This is a genomic window from Burkholderia sp. AU4i (assembly GCF_000466765.1).
Classification (GTDB): Bacteria; Pseudomonadota; Gammaproteobacteria; order Burkholderiales; family Burkholderiaceae; genus Burkholderia; species Burkholderia cepacia.
Genome location: NZ_ASSI01000291.1, coordinates 1 through 14,739 on the forward strand (window position 1 = coordinate 1; position 14,739 = coordinate 14,739).

The 14,739-nt window shown below is 67.8% G+C and carries 14 protein-coding genes, 1 tRNA gene and 2 pseudogenes; 3 read left to right on the top strand and 14 right to left on the bottom strand.

Annotated elements, in window-relative coordinates; translation table 11 throughout:
* Together L810_RS48210 and rodA are read left to right on the top strand one after the other, a co-directional pair.
* Positions 1–235: pseudogene (locus L810_RS48210) on the top strand (penicillin-binding protein 2); the annotation flags it as partial.
* 11 nt (positions 236–246) lie between these two features.
* A complete protein-coding gene (gene rodA, locus L810_RS40805) occupies positions 247–1,395 on the top strand; it encodes a rod shape-determining protein RodA (RefSeq protein WP_021163972.1) in 1,149 nt (382 codons plus the stop codon).
* 104 nt (positions 1,396–1,499) lie between these two features.
* Here rodA and L810_RS40810 read toward each other — a convergent pair whose 3' ends face one another.
* From L810_RS40810 to def, 14 genes are all read right to left on the bottom strand, one after another.
* Positions 1,500–2,303 (bottom strand): tetratricopeptide repeat protein, encoded by an 804-nt coding sequence (locus tag L810_RS40810; protein ID WP_021163973.1) that lies wholly within the window; start codon positions 2,301–2,303, stop codon positions 1,500–1,502.
* Complete coding sequence (locus L810_RS40815) at positions 2,300–3,085, bottom strand: HpcH/HpaI aldolase family protein (protein WP_021163974.1); 786 nt, start codon at positions 3,083–3,085, stop codon at positions 2,300–2,302. Before L810_RS40815 ends, L810_RS40810 begins: the two co-directional genes overlap by 4 nt.
* Positions 3,086–3,388: 303 nt before the next feature.
* On the bottom strand, positions 3,389–3,841 hold the full coding sequence (gene queD, locus L810_RS40820) for a 6-carboxytetrahydropterin synthase QueD (RefSeq protein WP_021163975.1): 453 nt from the start codon (positions 3,839–3,841) through the stop codon (positions 3,389–3,391).
* A gap of 18 nt (positions 3,842–3,859) precedes the next feature.
* Positions 3,860–4,492, bottom strand: a complete 633-nt coding sequence (queE, locus tag L810_RS40825; RefSeq protein WP_021163976.1) for a 7-carboxy-7-deazaguanine synthase — start codon at positions 4,490–4,492, stop codon at positions 3,860–3,862.
* A 75-nt stretch (positions 4,493–4,567) separates the two neighbouring features.
* Positions 4,568–5,302 (bottom strand): 7-cyano-7-deazaguanine synthase QueC, encoded by a 735-nt coding sequence (gene queC, locus L810_RS40830; RefSeq protein ID WP_021163977.1) that lies wholly within the window; start codon positions 5,300–5,302, stop codon positions 4,568–4,570.
* Between the two features lie 350 nt (positions 5,303–5,652).
* Positions 5,653–5,728 (bottom strand) — tRNA-Phe (locus tag L810_RS40835).
* Positions 5,729–5,788: 60 nt separating this feature from the next.
* The gene (gene esaR, locus L810_RS40840) at positions 5,789–6,490 is read right to left on the bottom strand and encodes a response regulator transcription factor EsaR (protein ID WP_021163978.1); all 702 of its coding nucleotides are present in this window, start codon (positions 6,488–6,490) and stop codon (positions 5,789–5,791) included.
* Positions 6,491–8,905, bottom strand: coding sequence for a sensor histidine kinase EsaS (gene esaS, locus L810_RS40845; protein ID WP_042978240.1), 2,415 nt, complete (start codon positions 8,903–8,905; stop codon positions 6,491–6,493).
* Entirely contained in the window at positions 8,895–9,485 is a 591-nt protein-coding gene (locus L810_RS40850; RefSeq protein ID WP_021163980.1) for a DUF4390 domain-containing protein, read from the bottom strand. Before L810_RS40850 ends, esaS begins: the two co-directional genes overlap by 11 nt.
* Positions 9,482–10,873 carry a 16S rRNA (cytosine(967)-C(5))-methyltransferase RsmB gene (rsmB, locus tag L810_RS40855; protein WP_021163981.1) on the bottom strand — a complete coding sequence of 464 codons (1,392 nt, stop codon included), beginning with the start codon at positions 10,871–10,873 and terminating at the stop codon, positions 9,482–9,484. The genes L810_RS40850 and rsmB overlap by 4 nt, the downstream gene beginning before the upstream one ends.
* Before the next feature lie 220 nt (positions 10,874–11,093).
* Positions 11,094–11,951, bottom strand: a complete 858-nt coding sequence (htpX, locus tag L810_RS40860; RefSeq protein ID WP_021163982.1) for a zinc metalloprotease HtpX — start codon at positions 11,949–11,951, stop codon at positions 11,094–11,096.
* A gap of 100 nt (positions 11,952–12,051) precedes the next feature.
* A complete protein-coding gene (locus L810_RS40865) occupies positions 12,052–12,687 on the bottom strand; it encodes a LysE family translocator (protein ID WP_021163983.1) in 636 nt (211 codons plus the stop codon).
* Between the two features lie 120 nt (positions 12,688–12,807).
* Positions 12,808–13,791 (bottom strand): methionyl-tRNA formyltransferase, encoded by a 984-nt coding sequence (gene fmt, locus L810_RS40870; RefSeq protein WP_021163984.1) that lies wholly within the window; start codon positions 13,789–13,791, stop codon positions 12,808–12,810.
* A 34-nt stretch (positions 13,792–13,825) separates the two neighbouring features.
* A complete protein-coding gene (def, locus tag L810_RS40875) occupies positions 13,826–14,329 on the bottom strand; it encodes a peptide deformylase (protein WP_011353573.1) in 504 nt (167 codons plus the stop codon).
* 71 nt (positions 14,330–14,400) lie between these two features.
* Between def and L810_RS40880 the strand changes: the two are divergent.
* Positions 14,401–14,739, top strand: a pseudogene (locus L810_RS40880) (DNA-processing protein DprA); the annotation flags it as partial.

A 14,739-nucleotide genomic window follows, 5' to 3' on the forward strand; every position in this document is an offset into this window, starting at 1 on the left:
GGAAGCGGCATCGGCCGCCGCGGCCTCCGAAGCGTCGGCCGCCGGTGCAAGCGCCGCCTCGCCGGCGAGCGCCGGTGCCGATGCACCGCGGGCCGCGAGCCTGCCGCCGATCCGGCGCCCGCACCGGCCGCGCCGGCCCGCCAGTGACGCGCAGCCGCTCGTCGCCACGCCGCGCGACGACAACCACCGTGCGACGGCCCCCGCGAAGGCGGCGGACGCCGGCACCGCTCATTAACGGAGAAAGGCATGCAATTCGACAAGCGCGCCTGGCTCGACAAGATCAAGCAGATGTTCGCGGGCTTCGACCGCCCGCTCGCCCTCATCGTGTTCCTGCTGCTGTGCGTCGGCATCGTCACGCTGTACAGCGCGGCGATCGACATGCCGGGCCGCGTCGAGGACCAGTTGCGCAACATCCTGCTGACGTTCGTGCTGATGTGGGTAATCGCCAACATCCCGCCCACGACGCTGATGCGCTTCGCGGTCCCGCTCTACACGTTCGGGGTCGCGCTACTGGTCGCGGTCGCGCTGTTCGGGATGACCAAGAAAGGCGCGAAGCGCTGGCTGAACGTCGGCGTCGTGATCCAGCCGTCGGAGATCCTCAAGATCGCGACACCGCTGATGCTCGCGTGGTACTACCAGCGCCGCGAAGGCGGGCTGCGCTGGTACGACTTCATCGCCGCGTTCGGGATCCTGATGGTGCCGGTCGGGCTGATCGCCAAGCAGCCCGACCTCGGCACAGGCCTGCTCGTGTTCGCGGCCGGCTTCTTCGTGATCTACCTCGCCGGCCTGTCGTTCAAGCTGATCGTGCCGGTGCTCGTCGCGGGCGTGATCGCGGTCGGCTCGATCGCCGTGTTCGAGGAGCGCATCTGCCAGCCCGAAGTGCAGTGGCCGCTGATGCACGACTACCAGAAGCACCGCGTGTGCACGCTGCTCGACCCGACTTCCGACCCGCTCGGCAAGGGCTTCCACACGATCCAGGCCGTGATCGCGATCGGCTCGGGCGGCGTGCTCGGCAAGGGCTACCTGAAAGGCACGCAGGCGCACCTCGAGTTCATTCCGGAGAAGCACACCGACTTCATCTTCGCGGTGTTCTCCGAGGAATGGGGGCTCGTCGGCGGACTCGTGCTGCTGACGCTTTACATGGCGCTGATCGCACGCGGGCTCTATATCGCCGCGCAGGGCGCGACGCTGTTCGGCCGCCTGCTCGCGGGTTCGCTCACGCTCGCGTTCTTCGTCTATGCGTTCGTCAACATCGGGATGGTGAGCGGCGTGCTGCCGGTCGTCGGCGTGCCGCTGCCGTTCATGAGTTATGGCGGCACGGCGCTCACGACGCTCGGCATCGCGATCGGGATGATCATGAGCGTCGGGCGGCAGCGGCGGTTGATGAAGAGCTGACCGCGTAGCACGCATCGCGGAAAGAAAAACGGCGCCCCGGCGCCGTTTTTTTCGACCGTCCTTGCCGAACGCGGCCGCGCAGCGCGGTGCGGCGCGACCTCCGTTCACGGCGCCGGCGCGCGCGGGCCGCCCGGCTCCGCGCCGGCACCCGACGCCGACCCTTGCACCTTCAGCCGCGCACTCAGCTCCTTGAATTTCAGCCCGGCCGTCTCGTCGCCCTGCGCGGCCGCCGCCGCGTAATAGGCCCGCGCGATGTTCAGGTTCTGCGCGACGCCGTCGCCACCGCGCTCGTAGAACGACGCGGTCACGTACTGCGCGGTCGGCTCGCCCGCGTCGGCGGCCTGCTTGTACCACGTGAACGCCTGCCGGTTGTCGCGCGGCGTGCCGCGCCCGTCGAGGAACTGGTTCGCGAGCGACAGCGCGGCCTGTACGTGCCCCTGCTTCGCCGCCCGCAGGAACCAGCGATGCGCTTCGGCCGGATTGCGCGCGACGAACTCGCCATCGTCGAGCATCCGCCCGTACACGTACTGCGCATGCGACATGTTCGCGTCGGCCGCGCGCTTCAGCCAGCGCAGCCCTTCGTCGACGTTCGCCGTCACGCCTTCGCCCGTCAGCAGCATCATCGCGTAGTTGAATTGCGCGAGACGGTCGCCGCGCTCGGCCGCGTCGTGGAACTGCACCAGCGCCGCGCGATAGTCGCCGGCGTTGTAGTCGGCGACCGCCGATTGCGTCTCGCGCGATGGATCGGACTTCGCTTGCGGCGCGCCCGGTGTGCCGGCTGCCATACATACGCCATACACGCCATAGACGCCACACACGCACCACCGGCCGAGCATCGCGCCGATCCGCCTGCGCGCCCCGGCCCCACCCTGCACGCGCCCACGGCGCGCGCCGTCGCCATCGTTCATGACCGTACCTCCTGCAGCGCCTGCCGCGTGGCGCGCAACAGCCAGCTGACGTCGGCCGACAGCGTGATCATCCGGTAGCCGGCCTCGCGATACTGGCGCGCGGCCGCCGTATCGCCCGCGAAGATGCCGACCGCGACGCCGGCCTGCCGGCCGGCCGCGAGCACGCGCGCCATCGCGGTTTCGACGTCCGGGTGGCGGATGTCGCCGAGATGCCCGAGGCTCGCCGCGAGATCGGCCGGGCCGACGAACAGGCAGTCGACGCCGGGCAGCGCCGCAATCCGCTCGACTTCGTCGACGCCGCGCGCCGATTCGATCTGCACGATCACGGCGACCTGCGCGTTCGCCGTCTGCACGTAATCGCGGCGCATCCCGAACGCCGCCGCGCGCACCATGCCCGCGACACCGCGCAGCCCGTCCGGCGACTCGGGCGACGGATAGCGCGTCAGCCGCACCGCGTGCGCGGCGTCGTCGACCGTCTCGATGCATGGAAACATCAGCGTGCGCGCGCCGGCATCGAGCGCCCGCTTCACGAGCCACGGCTCGCGCGCCGGCACGCGCACGACGGGTTCGCTCGGCAGATGGGCGGCCGCGATCGCGCGCAACTGCGATGCAACATCGCGGCTGTCGTTCGGCGCGTGCTCCATGTCGATGCAGAGCCAGTCGTAGCCGGCATGCGCGAGCGCTTCCGCGGCCGAGTCGCTGCCGAGCGACAGCCACAGGCCGTACAACGGGTCGTCGCCATCGTGCAGGCGTTGTTTGAGGGAATTGGTGAGCGTGCTCATCGATACGGCCTCCTGGACGGAACGGCAATCGAACGGGACAAGCAACGGGCAAAGCGGAGCGCGACACGCCGGGCAGCGAAGCACGGCGGCGCCTGGACCGGGCCCTGGATCGTTGGTCGGCCGTGGACGGCCGATCTGACAGCGCCGGCCGCGCGATCGCGCACGGCCGCGTTTTCCGGCGCCACGCACCGATCATAGCGCGGCGTTACGCGGAATGTGGGAACGGACGGGGAGCGGGACGAAGCCGCGGGGTGCGGCGTCAGGCAGCCCGCGCCGGCTGGCGGGGCTGCCGGGAAGGCGGGATCAGCGGCCGGGCTGGCGTTCGACGTCGGCCCAGCAGTTCGGCGTTTCGTACAGGCGCACGCGCTCGAGCCGCAGGTTCACGCCGTAGTGCGCGTCGTACACGTTCGCGAGGATGTCGAACGCGATCGCCGCGAGATTCTCGACGGTCGGGATCCGGTCGATCACGACCGTCTTGTGGTCGGCCATCTGCTCGAGGAACGAGCGCACGACCTCGTCGCGGGCGTAGACCAGGAACGCGTGGTCCCACTTGCCGACCAGGTGCTCCATCGCGAGCGCCTTCACGTCGGCGAAATCCATCACCATGCCGCGGTCGGGCGCCCCCTCGGTATCGACGAGATCGCCGCGCAGCGTGACTTCGAGCACGTAACGATGACCATGCAGGTTCCGGCACTGGCTGCGGTGATCGGGAATGCGGTGGCCCGCGTCGAATTCGAGTTTTCGGGTAATCAGCACGATGTCAAAAGCCGTGGCTCAGGGAATGTTCAGATATTTGTGGGTCTGCATCGACAGCCGCCACTGCGGATGACGCTTGCACCAGTCGATCGCGAGCTTCGTATTGAGGTCGCGCGACGGGCCGTCCATCGGCTGGACGAGGAAATACTCGAAGTCGAGCTTCGCGTAGTCGGCCAGCCGCTGGTTGTCCTGCGGGATCACGACCTTCAGTTCGTTGCCCTTCGTGACGACGAGCGGCGCGTCGGCCTTCGGGCTCACGCAGATCCAGTCGATCGATTCGAGCACCGGCAGCGAACCGTTGGTCTCGATCGCGATCTCGAAGCCGGCCGCGTGCAACGCGTCGACGAGCGGCTGGTCGAGTTGCAGCATCGGCTCGCCGCCCGTGCAGACGACGAAGCGGTGCGCCTCGCCCTCCGGCCACAGGCCGGCGATCGTCGCGACGAGTGCTTCGGCGTCCTTGAACTTGCCGCCGTTCTCGCCGTCGGTGCCGACGAAGTCGGTATCGCAGAAGCGGCACACGGCCTCCGCACGATCCTCTTCGCGGCCCGACCACAGATTGCAGCCGGCGAACCGGCAGAACACGGCCGGCCGGCCCGCGTTCGCGCCCTCGCCTTGCAACGTGTAGAAAATTTCCTTGACCGCGTAAGTCATCGTGCTTCGTCCGGCTCGCGCCGCTCGTTGTCGATCAGAATCCGTTATTCATCCAGCGCTGCCGGCGCACCCGCGTCACAGCGGCGCTTCGGTCACCCGCTCGCCCTTCAGGTAAGCCTCGTAGCCGCGCTTGCGCAGCTTGCAGGCGGGGCATTCGCCGCAGCCGAAGCCCCATTCGTGCAATTCCGCGCGCTCGCCCACGTAGCACGTGTGCGTCTCGACGCGGATCAGTTCGACGAGCGCTTCGCCGCCGAGCTGCTCGGCGAGCTGCCACGTCTGCGCCTTGTCGAGCCACATCAGCGGCGTCTCGAGCACGATGCGCGTGTCCATCCCGAGGTTCAGCGCGACCTGCAGCGCCTTCATCGTGTCGTCGCGGCAATCGGGGTAGCCCGAGAAATCGGTCTCGCACATTCCGCCGACCAGCACACGCAACCCGCGGCGATAGGCGATCGCCGCGGCGATCGTCATGAACATCAGGTTGCGGCCCGGCACGAACGTGTTCGGCAAGCCGTTCGCCGCCGTCTCGATCTCGATCGTGCGCGTCATCGCGGTATCGCTGATCGCGCCGAGCACCGACAGGTCGATCATGTGATCGTCGCCGAGCCGGTCCGACCATGCGGGAAAATCGCGCTTCAGTGCTTCGCGCACGCCTTCGCGACATTCGAGCTCGACGCGGTGGCGCTGGCCGTAATCGAAGCCGAGCGTCTCGACCGTCTGGTAGCGTTCGAGGGCCCATGCCACGCACGTGGCGGAATCCTGCCCGCCGGAAAACAACACGAGCGCGCCGTCTTTAGCGTCTGTCCGAATCACCGTGATACTCCGTGAATGTGTAGGCTCGCGTCGCGCTGCGCCCCGGGGCCGGCTGCCGCCGGGCGGCCCGACGCGTGCCGGCCTGGGCCGGCTCGACCAGTATAGGCAGCGCAATCGGCCGCGAACGCGGCGGAGCGCTTATACCGCCCATCGCGCGGCATCGTTGCCGCGCGCCACGGCGGCGCCACGCTGGCAGCCTGCCGTGCGCATGAAGCGATGCGCTAAGTTATTGAGCGGACACGGATTTTATCATGCCCTCACGAATACTGCCGGGCACGCGGGCCCCATCACGCCAACCCCACCACAAACGAAAAACCCCAAGAACCTTCCGATTCTTGGGGTTTTAATTCTGGTGGCCTGGGACGGAATCGAACCATCGACACGCGGATTTTCAATCCGCTGCTCTACCAACTGAGCTACCGGGCCAACGAAGAATGAAAGTATATCGAGCTATTCGTACCTGAGCAAGTGTTTTCGCAAAATATTTTATACGGCGCCTTCGGACGGTTTCTTGCCGAGCTCGACACCGAGCTGCTTGAGCTTGCGATACAGGTGCGTGCGCTCGAGGCCCGTCTTCTCCGCGACGCGCGTCATGCTGCCGTTTTCGCGCGCGAGGTGATATTCGAAGTACGCGCGCTCGAACGCATCGCGCGCTTCACGCAACGGGATGTCGAACGGGATCGCGGCCGTCTGGCCCGCGAGGCCGAGTGCCGAAGCCATGTCGTCGCCGAGCGTCGGCAGCGCGGCCGCGGATGCGACCGCCGCTGGGCCCGCCGCCTGCCCCGCACCGGCCTTCGCCGCCGCGTTCGCGGACACCGGCGCCGCACCGCGTGCGAGGCCGTGCTCGACGGACTTCAGCAGCTTCTGCAGCGCGATGGGCTTCTCGAGGAAATCGAGCGCGCCGATCTTCGTTGCCTCGACGGCCGTATCGATCGTCGCGTGCCCGGACATCATGATCACGGGCATCGTCAGCAGCCCTTGCGCCGCCCACTCCTTGAGCAACGTCACGCCGTCGGTATCGGGCATCCAGATATCGAGCAGCACGAGATCGGGCGCCTGATTCAACCGGTATTCCCGCGCGGCCTGCGCGTTCTCCGCTGCCTCGACGACATGTCCTTCATCGCTGAGGATCTCCGAGAGCAATTCCCGGATGCCCATTTCATCATCTACCACCAGGATGGTTGCCATTTACGCTGCCTTTGTCTGCTCACTTGCTTTTGTCTTGGCGGGAGCCGTCCCGTCCTGCACGCCCGATTCGGCGCCTGGCGCATCGCTCGCCATCTGCAGGAACAGAATCGACACCTGCGCACCCTCGACGGTCTCGCCGTGCATGCGATTGCGCAGATCGATCCGCGCACCGTGCTCATCGACGATTTTCTTGACCGTGGCCAACCCCAGCCCCGTGCCCTTCGCCTTCGTCGTCACATAAGGCTCGAACGCACGGGTCAGGATGCGCGCCGGAAAACCGGGCCCGTTGTCGGACACGGTAAGACGTACCGCGACGCGTGTTTTGCCCTCGGCGTCGGGATCGCCATATTCTACTGTCTTGGTTTCGATCAACACACGCGGATGCGCCGACTCCGCGACCGAATCCTGCGCATTCTGCAGCAGGTTGTGAATCACCTGGCGCAATTGCGTCGCGTCGCCGCGAATCACCGGCAGCGACGGCGCGAGCTCGGCGACGATCGCGCTCTTGCCTTCGCCCACCCCGTACAGCCCGAGCACCTCGCTCGCCAGTTCGTTCAACTGCAGGTTCGCGAGCACCGCCGGCGGCGTGCGCGCGTATTCGCGGAAATCGTCGACCATCCGCTTCATCGCGGCCACCTGGTTGACGATCATCGTCGCGCCGCGCTTGAGCACATCCGCGTCGGACGGCGAGAGCTTGTCGGACAGCTTCATCTGCAACCGCTCCGCCGACAGCTGGATCGGCGTCAGCGGATTCTTGATCTCGTGCGCGAGCCGCCGCGCGACCTCGCCCCACGCGACCGAACGCTGCGCGGAAATCACGTCGGAGATGTCGTCGAACACGACGACGTAGCCGGACGTCTGCGGATCGTCGGCCTGCCCCTCGACCGTCGACACGAGGCGCGCGCCGCGCACGAGCAGCGTCAGCGGTTCGGTTTCGCCCGGCATCTCGATCGCGAACTGCTGCTGCCAGTGGCCGCGATCGCCGCTGCCGCCGTCGGATGCCGCCTCGCGATCGGCGAACGCCTTGCGCACCATCGCGCCGAACCCGGCGGCCACACCGATCCGGTCGAGCGTCGTGCCGATCAGCGCGTTGAACGGCTGCCGGAAGATCCGCTCGGCGCCGCGATTGGCCGTCGTCAGCCGGAACTGGCGGTCGAGCACGAACACGCCGGCCGTCAGGTTCGCGAGGATGCTCTCGAGATACGTCTTCGAATGCTCGAGCGCGATGCGGTTCTTCTCGACCGCGAGCCGCGCCTCGGACAACTGGCGCGTCATGGCGTTGAACGACTGCGTGAGGAAGCCGAGCTCGTCGCGCGTCTTGATCTCGCGCTTCGGCGTGTAGTCGCCTTCCGTGATCTCCTTGGTGCCCTGTGCGAGCAGGAACAGCGGCCGCGCGAGCTGCTGGCCGAGCGCAAGCGCGAGCATCATCGCGATGAAGGTCGCGAGGAACAGCGCGAGCGTCAGCGTGCCGATGTACATCTTGCGCAGCCCCGTGCGGCCAAGCGCCTTTTCCTGGTACTCGCGATACGCGCGCTGCACGGCATCCGCGTTGTGCGCGAGCGTTGGGGGCACCGGCTGCGTGAGTTGCAGGAAACGCTCCGCCGGCTGCAGCAGCGATGTCGTCGCATCGGGAATCGGCCGCACGACGCGCAGCCGCAGCGCGCCCTTCGCGCCGTGCGCACGCGGATCGCCATCGACTTCGCCTTCGATGGCCGCGTACGCGCCGTGTTCGCGCGCCTGGCTCAGCATCAGCGGCGTCGGCAGGTCGTCCGGAATCAGCGCGGCGAAATTGCCCGACGCCTGCGCGACGATGTGCAGGTCGGGCGCCGCGCCCGAGCCGCCGCGGCTCGGCTCGACGATCGTCGCGTCCTGCACGCCGAACTGGTCGCGCAGCCGCAGCAGCGTGAGCGTCGTACCGTTCGTGTTCGCGTCGGCGCTCGCGAGCTGGTCGGACATCAGCCGCGCCTTCGTCTGCAGATCGGACAGCGACGCATCGAGCATCCCGCGGCCGAGATTCAGGCCGGCCGTCAGCGCCGTCTCGACGTTCACGTCGAACCACGACTCGATGCTGCGCGACACGAACTGGTACGACACGATGTAGATGATCCCGCCCGGCACCACGCCGACGAGCGCGAAGAACACCGCAAGCTTCGCGAGCAGCCGCGTGCCGAACTTGCCCTTCCTCAGGCGCACGACGATCATCCCGATCAGCCCGAGCACCACGAGCAGGAACACGAGCGCGACGACGATGTTCGTCGCGTACAGCCACGAGTAGTAGCGATCGAAGAATTCGGTGTTCGCGCTCGCGGCCGCGAGCAGCACGAGCAGCAGCAGCGCGGTGAGCGCGACGGTCGAGACGATCACGCGAACGAGGAGGCTCTTCCCGCTGGCCGCGCGGCGCACTTTATTTAGCACGTTCGGTCACCGTGAAGTTGAAGCGCTTCCAGTCCGACCCGAGCGTCCAGTCGCGGTTGTTCACCGCATCGACCTGGAACGGCTTCGGCATCAGCGCCGTATCGAGCTGCATCCGCACCGATGCCGTGTAGGTTTCGCCCGAGCGCACCTGGCTGCGGTCGATCACGTGCCACGACGTGATGTGCCTGACGACCGCGAGCGCATCCTTCAGCGACGGGAAACCGAGCTGCAGGCCGCCCGTCGACACGCGGTACTCGCGCGTGAGCGGCTGGAACGACAGGCGGATCGTCTGCGACACCGATACCGGCTGTTCGTCAAGCCAGTACCAGCGCGCGCGGCTCAACTCGAAATCCGTCGTGAAATACACCGGAATGCCTTTGTTGACGGCATCCTCGAGGCTCGGGTTCAGTTCGAAATCGAAGCGGGCGTCGAGGCTCCAGCCGCTTCCGTCGGCCTGGAGCGACGCGCGCTGCACGGCGATCGACTCGGCATGCGCCGGCCGCACGACAGCCAGGCACAGCGTCAACGCGACCATCAGGACGGCCGCGAGCCGAAGTGGAAAAAGGTGTTTGATCGTCACCGTTTCTGAAACCGCGCGTAGAAAAATCCGTCGTGATCGGTGTTCTGGTCGAGTGCGCCGGCGGCCGCCCCTCCCTGCACTCCGCCCGGCAGCAGTTGGCCGGGGGCGTCCAATCGTACCGCATCTTCACAGGCCGCTTCAAACCAGCGGGCCTGCAATTCGCCTTCTTCGGGGAAGACCGAACAGGTCACGTAAAGCAGTTCGCCGCCCGGCTTCACGAGCGGCCACAACGCCGACAGGATGCGACGCTGTTCCGCGACGAGCGCCGGGATGTCGGCCTCGCGGCGCAGCCAGCGGATGTCCGGGTGACGACGCACGATACCGGACGCCGAGCACGGCACGTCGGCCAGGATACGATCGAACGGGCGCCCGTCGTACCACGCGTCGGGCGCACCCGCATCGCCGACGCGCACGTCCGCCGCGAGCGACAGCCGCACGAGGTTCTCGCCGATCCGCGCCGCGCGCGCGGCGTCGCTTTCCAGCGCAACGACTTCCGCATCGGCGAGTTCGAGGATATGACCGGTCTTGCCGCCGGGTGCCGCGCATGCGTCGAGCACGCGCATGCCGTCACGCGCGCCAAGCCATTCGGCTGCGAGCTGCGCACCGGCATCCTGCACCGACACGACGCCGTCGGCAAACCCCGGAATGCGATCGACCGGCAGCGCCGACGCGAGCCGCACGGCATGCTTGCCGATCGCGGTCGCTTCGATTCCGCTCGCCCGCAGCGTATCGAGATACGCGTCGACGCTCGCGCGGCGCGCATTCACGCGCAGCGTGAGCGGCCCCTGGCGCTCGCCGGCCGCGAGGATCGCCTGCCATGCGTCGGGCCACGCGCGCTTCACCGAATCGACCCACCACGCGCGGTAATTCCAGCGCGCGACGACATCGTCCTGCAGCGCCGCGACGAGCGCGTCGCGCTCGCGCAGGAACCGGCGCAACACCGCATTGACCATCCCCTTCGCGAACGCGCATTCGCGGCGGGCGCCGATCACGGTCACGGCCTGGTCGACCACCGTGAACGGCGGATACGCGGCCTCGTCCGCCGGATCGAGCAACAGCGCGAGCGCGCCGGCAAGGACTGCATGCACGTGCGCGGGCGGCGCCTTGCTGACGAGCCGGCCGATCAGCCAGTCCGCACTGCCGAGACGGCGCATCGTCCGGTAGGCGACGTCCTGTGTCGCACCGCGCGCAAGGGCCTGCGTACCGGACGCCATCTGCGCGAAAACCGCCGAGAGTGCCGCCGGCAGCGCGGTGCCGCGTCGTACCGCATCGACCGCCTGCGCGGCCGCGTCGAGCGCGAAGCCGAGCGAATCGGGCGCGAGATGCAGCGCGGACAGGCGCGCCGGGCGGCCGGAAGAAGACGGAGCGGTAGAACGGGTTCGTGTCATCGGAGCAAATTCGGCAAACAAGCGCGGCAAGCCAATACGGCAAACGGCGGGATCGCGGCACTCGCGTGGCCCCGCGATCCCAAACCGGGCATTGTAGCGTGCGACGTTGCCGCCCCTTTGGCCCCTTTACGGCACGCACAAATGAAAACCCCGCAGCGCGAAGCGTGCGGGGTGGCGTAGCGGCCCCCGAGCGGCAACTGCCGCACGGGGTTGCCGTGGCTCAATCGAAGCGGCCGGTACGCGCCATCTCCATCAGGCGCGCGATGCGCTCCTCGGTGGCCGGGTGCGTCGAGAACAGGTTCTGCAATCCGCCACCATGCAACGGATTCATGATCATCATCTGCGCCGTGGCCGGATGCGCTTCCGCCGCCTGGAACGGAATGCCTGCCGCATAACGATGGATCTTGTCGAGCGCGGTCGCGAGCGACTGCGGATCGCCGGAAATCTGCGCGCCGCCGCGGTCGGCCTCGAACTCGCGTGCCCGCGAGATCGCCATCTGGATCAGCGCGCCGGCGATCGGCGCGAGCAGCGCGACCGCGATACCCGCGATCGGATTGGCCGGCCGGCCGTTCTCGTCGCGCCCGCCGAAGAACATCGCGAAGTTCGCGAGCGCCGAGATCGCGCCCGCCATCGTCGCGGTGATCGTCGAGATCAGGATGTCGCGATGCTTCACGTGTGCAAGCTCGTGCGCCATCACGCCGCGCATCTCGCGCTCCGACAGTACGCGCAGGATGCCCGTCGTCGCGGCGACCGCCGCGTGCTCGGGGTTGCGGCCCGTCGCGAACGCGTTCGGTGCATCCTCGTTGATCAGGTAGACGCGCGGCATCGGCAGGTTCGCGCGCGTGGCCAGCTCACGCACCATCCGGTAGAACTGCGGCGCCGTGTTCTCGTCGACTTGCTGCGCGTTGTACATGCGCAGCACCATCTTGTCGGAGAACCAGTACGAGAAGAAATTCATGCCGAGCGCGAACAGCAGCGCGATCGTCATGCCGCGCGAGCCGCCGATCATCCCGCCGATCACGATGAACAGGGCCGTGATCGCGGCCATCAGCATCGCCGTTTTGACCCAATTGAACATACCCACTCCTTATCCGTCAGGGGACCCGCCGCACGTCACAAGGCACGGCGGAAAATTGTAAGCGATTTGTTAGATAAGGTCTTGCCGGAAAAATTCAATCTCAGCGTTGCGATGCCGCAAGACGAAGGCCGAGGCCGACGAAAGCGCTGCCGACCGTGCGGTCGAGCCACTTCCTGACACCCGGCTTGCCGGAAAAGCGCGCCGTGACACTGCCCGCGACCCAGGCGACGAAGCTGGTCCACACCGTGCTCATCGCGACGAACACGCCGCCGAGGGTCAGGAACGCCAATGCCTTGTGCGGGCTGTCGGCCGACACGAATTGCGGGAAGAACGACACGAAGAACAGCACCACCTTCGGGTTCAGCACGTTGGTCCAGAAACCCTGCATGAACAGCTGGCGCAGCGGCTTCGCGGCTTGCGCGGCCGCCTTGCCCGACGGCTCGGCCGCCTGCTTCGCGATGATCATCCGCACGCCGAGGTAGATCAGGTAGGCGGCACCCACCAGCTTGATCACCGTGAACGCGGCAGCCGATGCCGCGAGCAGCGCGGTCAGGCCGAATGCGCAGGCGAGCGCGTGCACGCAGCAGCCGGCCGAAATGCCCAACGCCGACATCAGCCCCGCGCCGCGGCCCTGCGCGACACTGCGGCCGACGATATAGGCCGTGTCGGGGCCGGGCGTGACGTTCAGCAGGAAGACTGCCAGCACGAAGAAGCCGAAATGGGTGATGCCGAACATGAAAACCTCGAAACCGGAGAGCGCAGGGAAATTCTACGCGCGCCTGCCGTACCGTGCGACTCGGCCGTCCGGCCGATTGCGCATGCCCGGCAGGCCGTGTCGAATGGCGGTCAGGCCGCCTCAGGCAACGTCGGTCGGCGCAAAACGCTGGCCCGCGGCGAGCGGCGAACCGGCCAGGAACTCGCGGGCGGGCAGCCGCTTGCCGCCCGGCTTCTGCAACTGCGTGATGCGCAGCGCACCGCTGCCGCACGCGACGACCACGCCTTCCGGCGCGGCTTCGACGATCGTGCCGGGCAGCGCGTCGCCGCGCGCCGCCACGGGCTCGGCCGCCCACAGCTTGATCGCCGCGCCATCGAGCGTCGCGACGCCGCCCGGGAACGGATCGAACGCACGCACCTGGCGCGCGAGCACGTCGGCCGGCTTGCGCCAGTCGAGCGCCGCTTCGTGCTTGCCGATCTTTTCCGCGTAAGTCACGCCGTCGGCCGGTTGCGGCGTGGCCGACAGCACACCGTCGCGCTCGAGCTGCACGAGCGCGTCGACGATCAGTCGCGCACCTTCGGCAGCGAGCCGGTCGTGCAGGGTCGCGGTCGTCTCGTCCGGCGCGATCGCGATGCGCGCCTCCTCGATCATCGCGCCGGTGTCGAGGCCGATGTCCATCTGCATCAGCGTGACGCCCGTCTCGGCGTCGCCGGCCTCGATCGCGCGGTGGATCGGCGCGGCGCCGCGCCAGCGCGGCAGCAGCGATGCATGAATGTTGATGCAGCCGCCACGCGGAATGTCGAGCACCTCCTGCGGCAGCAGCAGGCCGTATGCGGCGACCACCATCACGTCATGCGGAGTCGAGCGCAGCAGCTCGATCGCGTCGGCCGCCTCCGCCGGGTACTTGCCCGTGCGCCGCAGCGACGGCGGCTGCGCGACGGGCATCCCGTGCTCGACGGCGTAGCGCTTCACCGCGCTCGCCTGCAGCTTCATCCCGCGCCCGGCAGGGCGATCGGGCTGGGTCAGCACGAGCGGCACCGGAAAACCGGCCTCGTGGATCGCGGCCAGGGCAGCCGCGGCAAATTCCGGCGTGCCGGCAAAAATCACGCGCAACGTATGGGTCATGACAGCTTTCGGGGTCGGGCAGGGCGAACGCGCGTCACATCGCGCGTTCGAGTTTCTTCATCTTCGTCTTGATGCGCGTCTGCTTGAGCGGCGACAGGTATTCGACGAACACGCGCCCCATCAGGTGATCCATCTCGTGCTGGACGCACACGGCCAGCAGGCCCTCGCAGTCGAGCTCGAAGGTCTCGCCCTGCTCGTTGAGCGCACGCACGCGCACATGATCGGGACGCTCGACTTCGTCGTAGATGCCGGGCACCGACAGGCAACCCTCTTCGTAGATCTGCTTCTCGTCGCTCGACCACACGATCTCGGGGTTGATGAACGCACGCAGCTCGTTCTTCTCCTCGGAGACGTCGATCACGATCACGCGCTCGTGCACGTCGACCTGCGTGGCCGCCAGGCCGATGCCGGGCGCCGCGTACATGGTTTCGGCCATGTCGGCGACGAGCTTGCGGATCCGGTCGTCGACCTTGTCGACGGGCTTTGCGACCTTGTGCAGCCGCTTGTCGGGGTAATGAAGAATATTGAGTAAAGCCATGGCGTTCGGTATTCGGTGGAGCGGCATGCCGCATCGGCCATCCGGCCAGCTGGCGGTGCCGCCGGGATGCAATGAAGATGAGGCGGACGCGCGGCGAATCAATGCCGCGGATCATGCCTCCTGCAATTGGCCGGGCGCCTGCGCGCGCGGCCCTGTCGAGTATTTCGGATGATGAAAATTTTATCATGGCGCCACGCGGTCCGCTGGCCGCCGCATTCGAGGAGCGCCTCATGTCGCCGCAAGTGCTGACCGCCTCCGCGCTGCGCGCGTGGCTGCAGCTCGCCCATGCGCCCGGCCTCGCACCCGCCGTGCTGCAGGCCCTGCTCGACGCGTTCGGCTCGCCGGATGCGCTGCTGCGCGCGTCCGGCGACGCGATCGCCGCCGCAACCAGCCCCGCCGCGGCCCAGGCC

Excerpts from the sequence above, each read along its gene's own strand:
- rodA (WP_021163972.1), top strand. The coding sequence starts at position 247 with ATGCAATTCGACAAGCGCGCCTGGCTCGACAAGATCAAGCAGATGTTC.
- L810_RS40810 (WP_021163973.1), bottom strand. The coding sequence starts at position 2,303 with ATGAACGATGGCGACGGCGCGCGCCGTGGGCGCGTGCAGGGTGGGGCC.
- L810_RS40815 (WP_021163974.1), bottom strand. The coding sequence starts at position 3,085 with ATGAGCACGCTCACCAATTCCCTCAAACAACGCCTGCACGATGGCGAC.
- queE (WP_021163976.1), bottom strand. The coding sequence starts at position 4,492 with ATGACTTACGCGGTCAAGGAAATTTTCTACACGTTGCAAGGCGAGGGC.
- esaR (WP_021163978.1), bottom strand. The coding sequence starts at position 6,490 with ATGGCAACCATCCTGGTGGTAGATGATGAAATGGGCATCCGGGAATTG.
- rsmB (WP_021163981.1), bottom strand. The coding sequence starts at position 10,873 with ATGACACGAACCCGTTCTACCGCTCCGTCTTCTTCCGGCCGCCCGGCG.
- htpX (WP_021163982.1), bottom strand. The coding sequence starts at position 11,951 with ATGTTCAATTGGGTCAAAACGGCGATGCTGATGGCCGCGATCACGGCC.
- L810_RS40865 (WP_021163983.1), bottom strand. The coding sequence starts at position 12,687 with ATGTTCGGCATCACCCATTTCGGCTTCTTCGTGCTGGCAGTCTTCCTG.
- fmt (WP_021163984.1), bottom strand. The coding sequence starts at position 13,791 with ATGACCCATACGTTGCGCGTGATTTTTGCCGGCACGCCGGAATTTGCC.
- def (WP_011353573.1), bottom strand. The coding sequence starts at position 14,329 with ATGGCTTTACTCAATATTCTTCATTACCCCGACAAGCGGCTGCACAAG.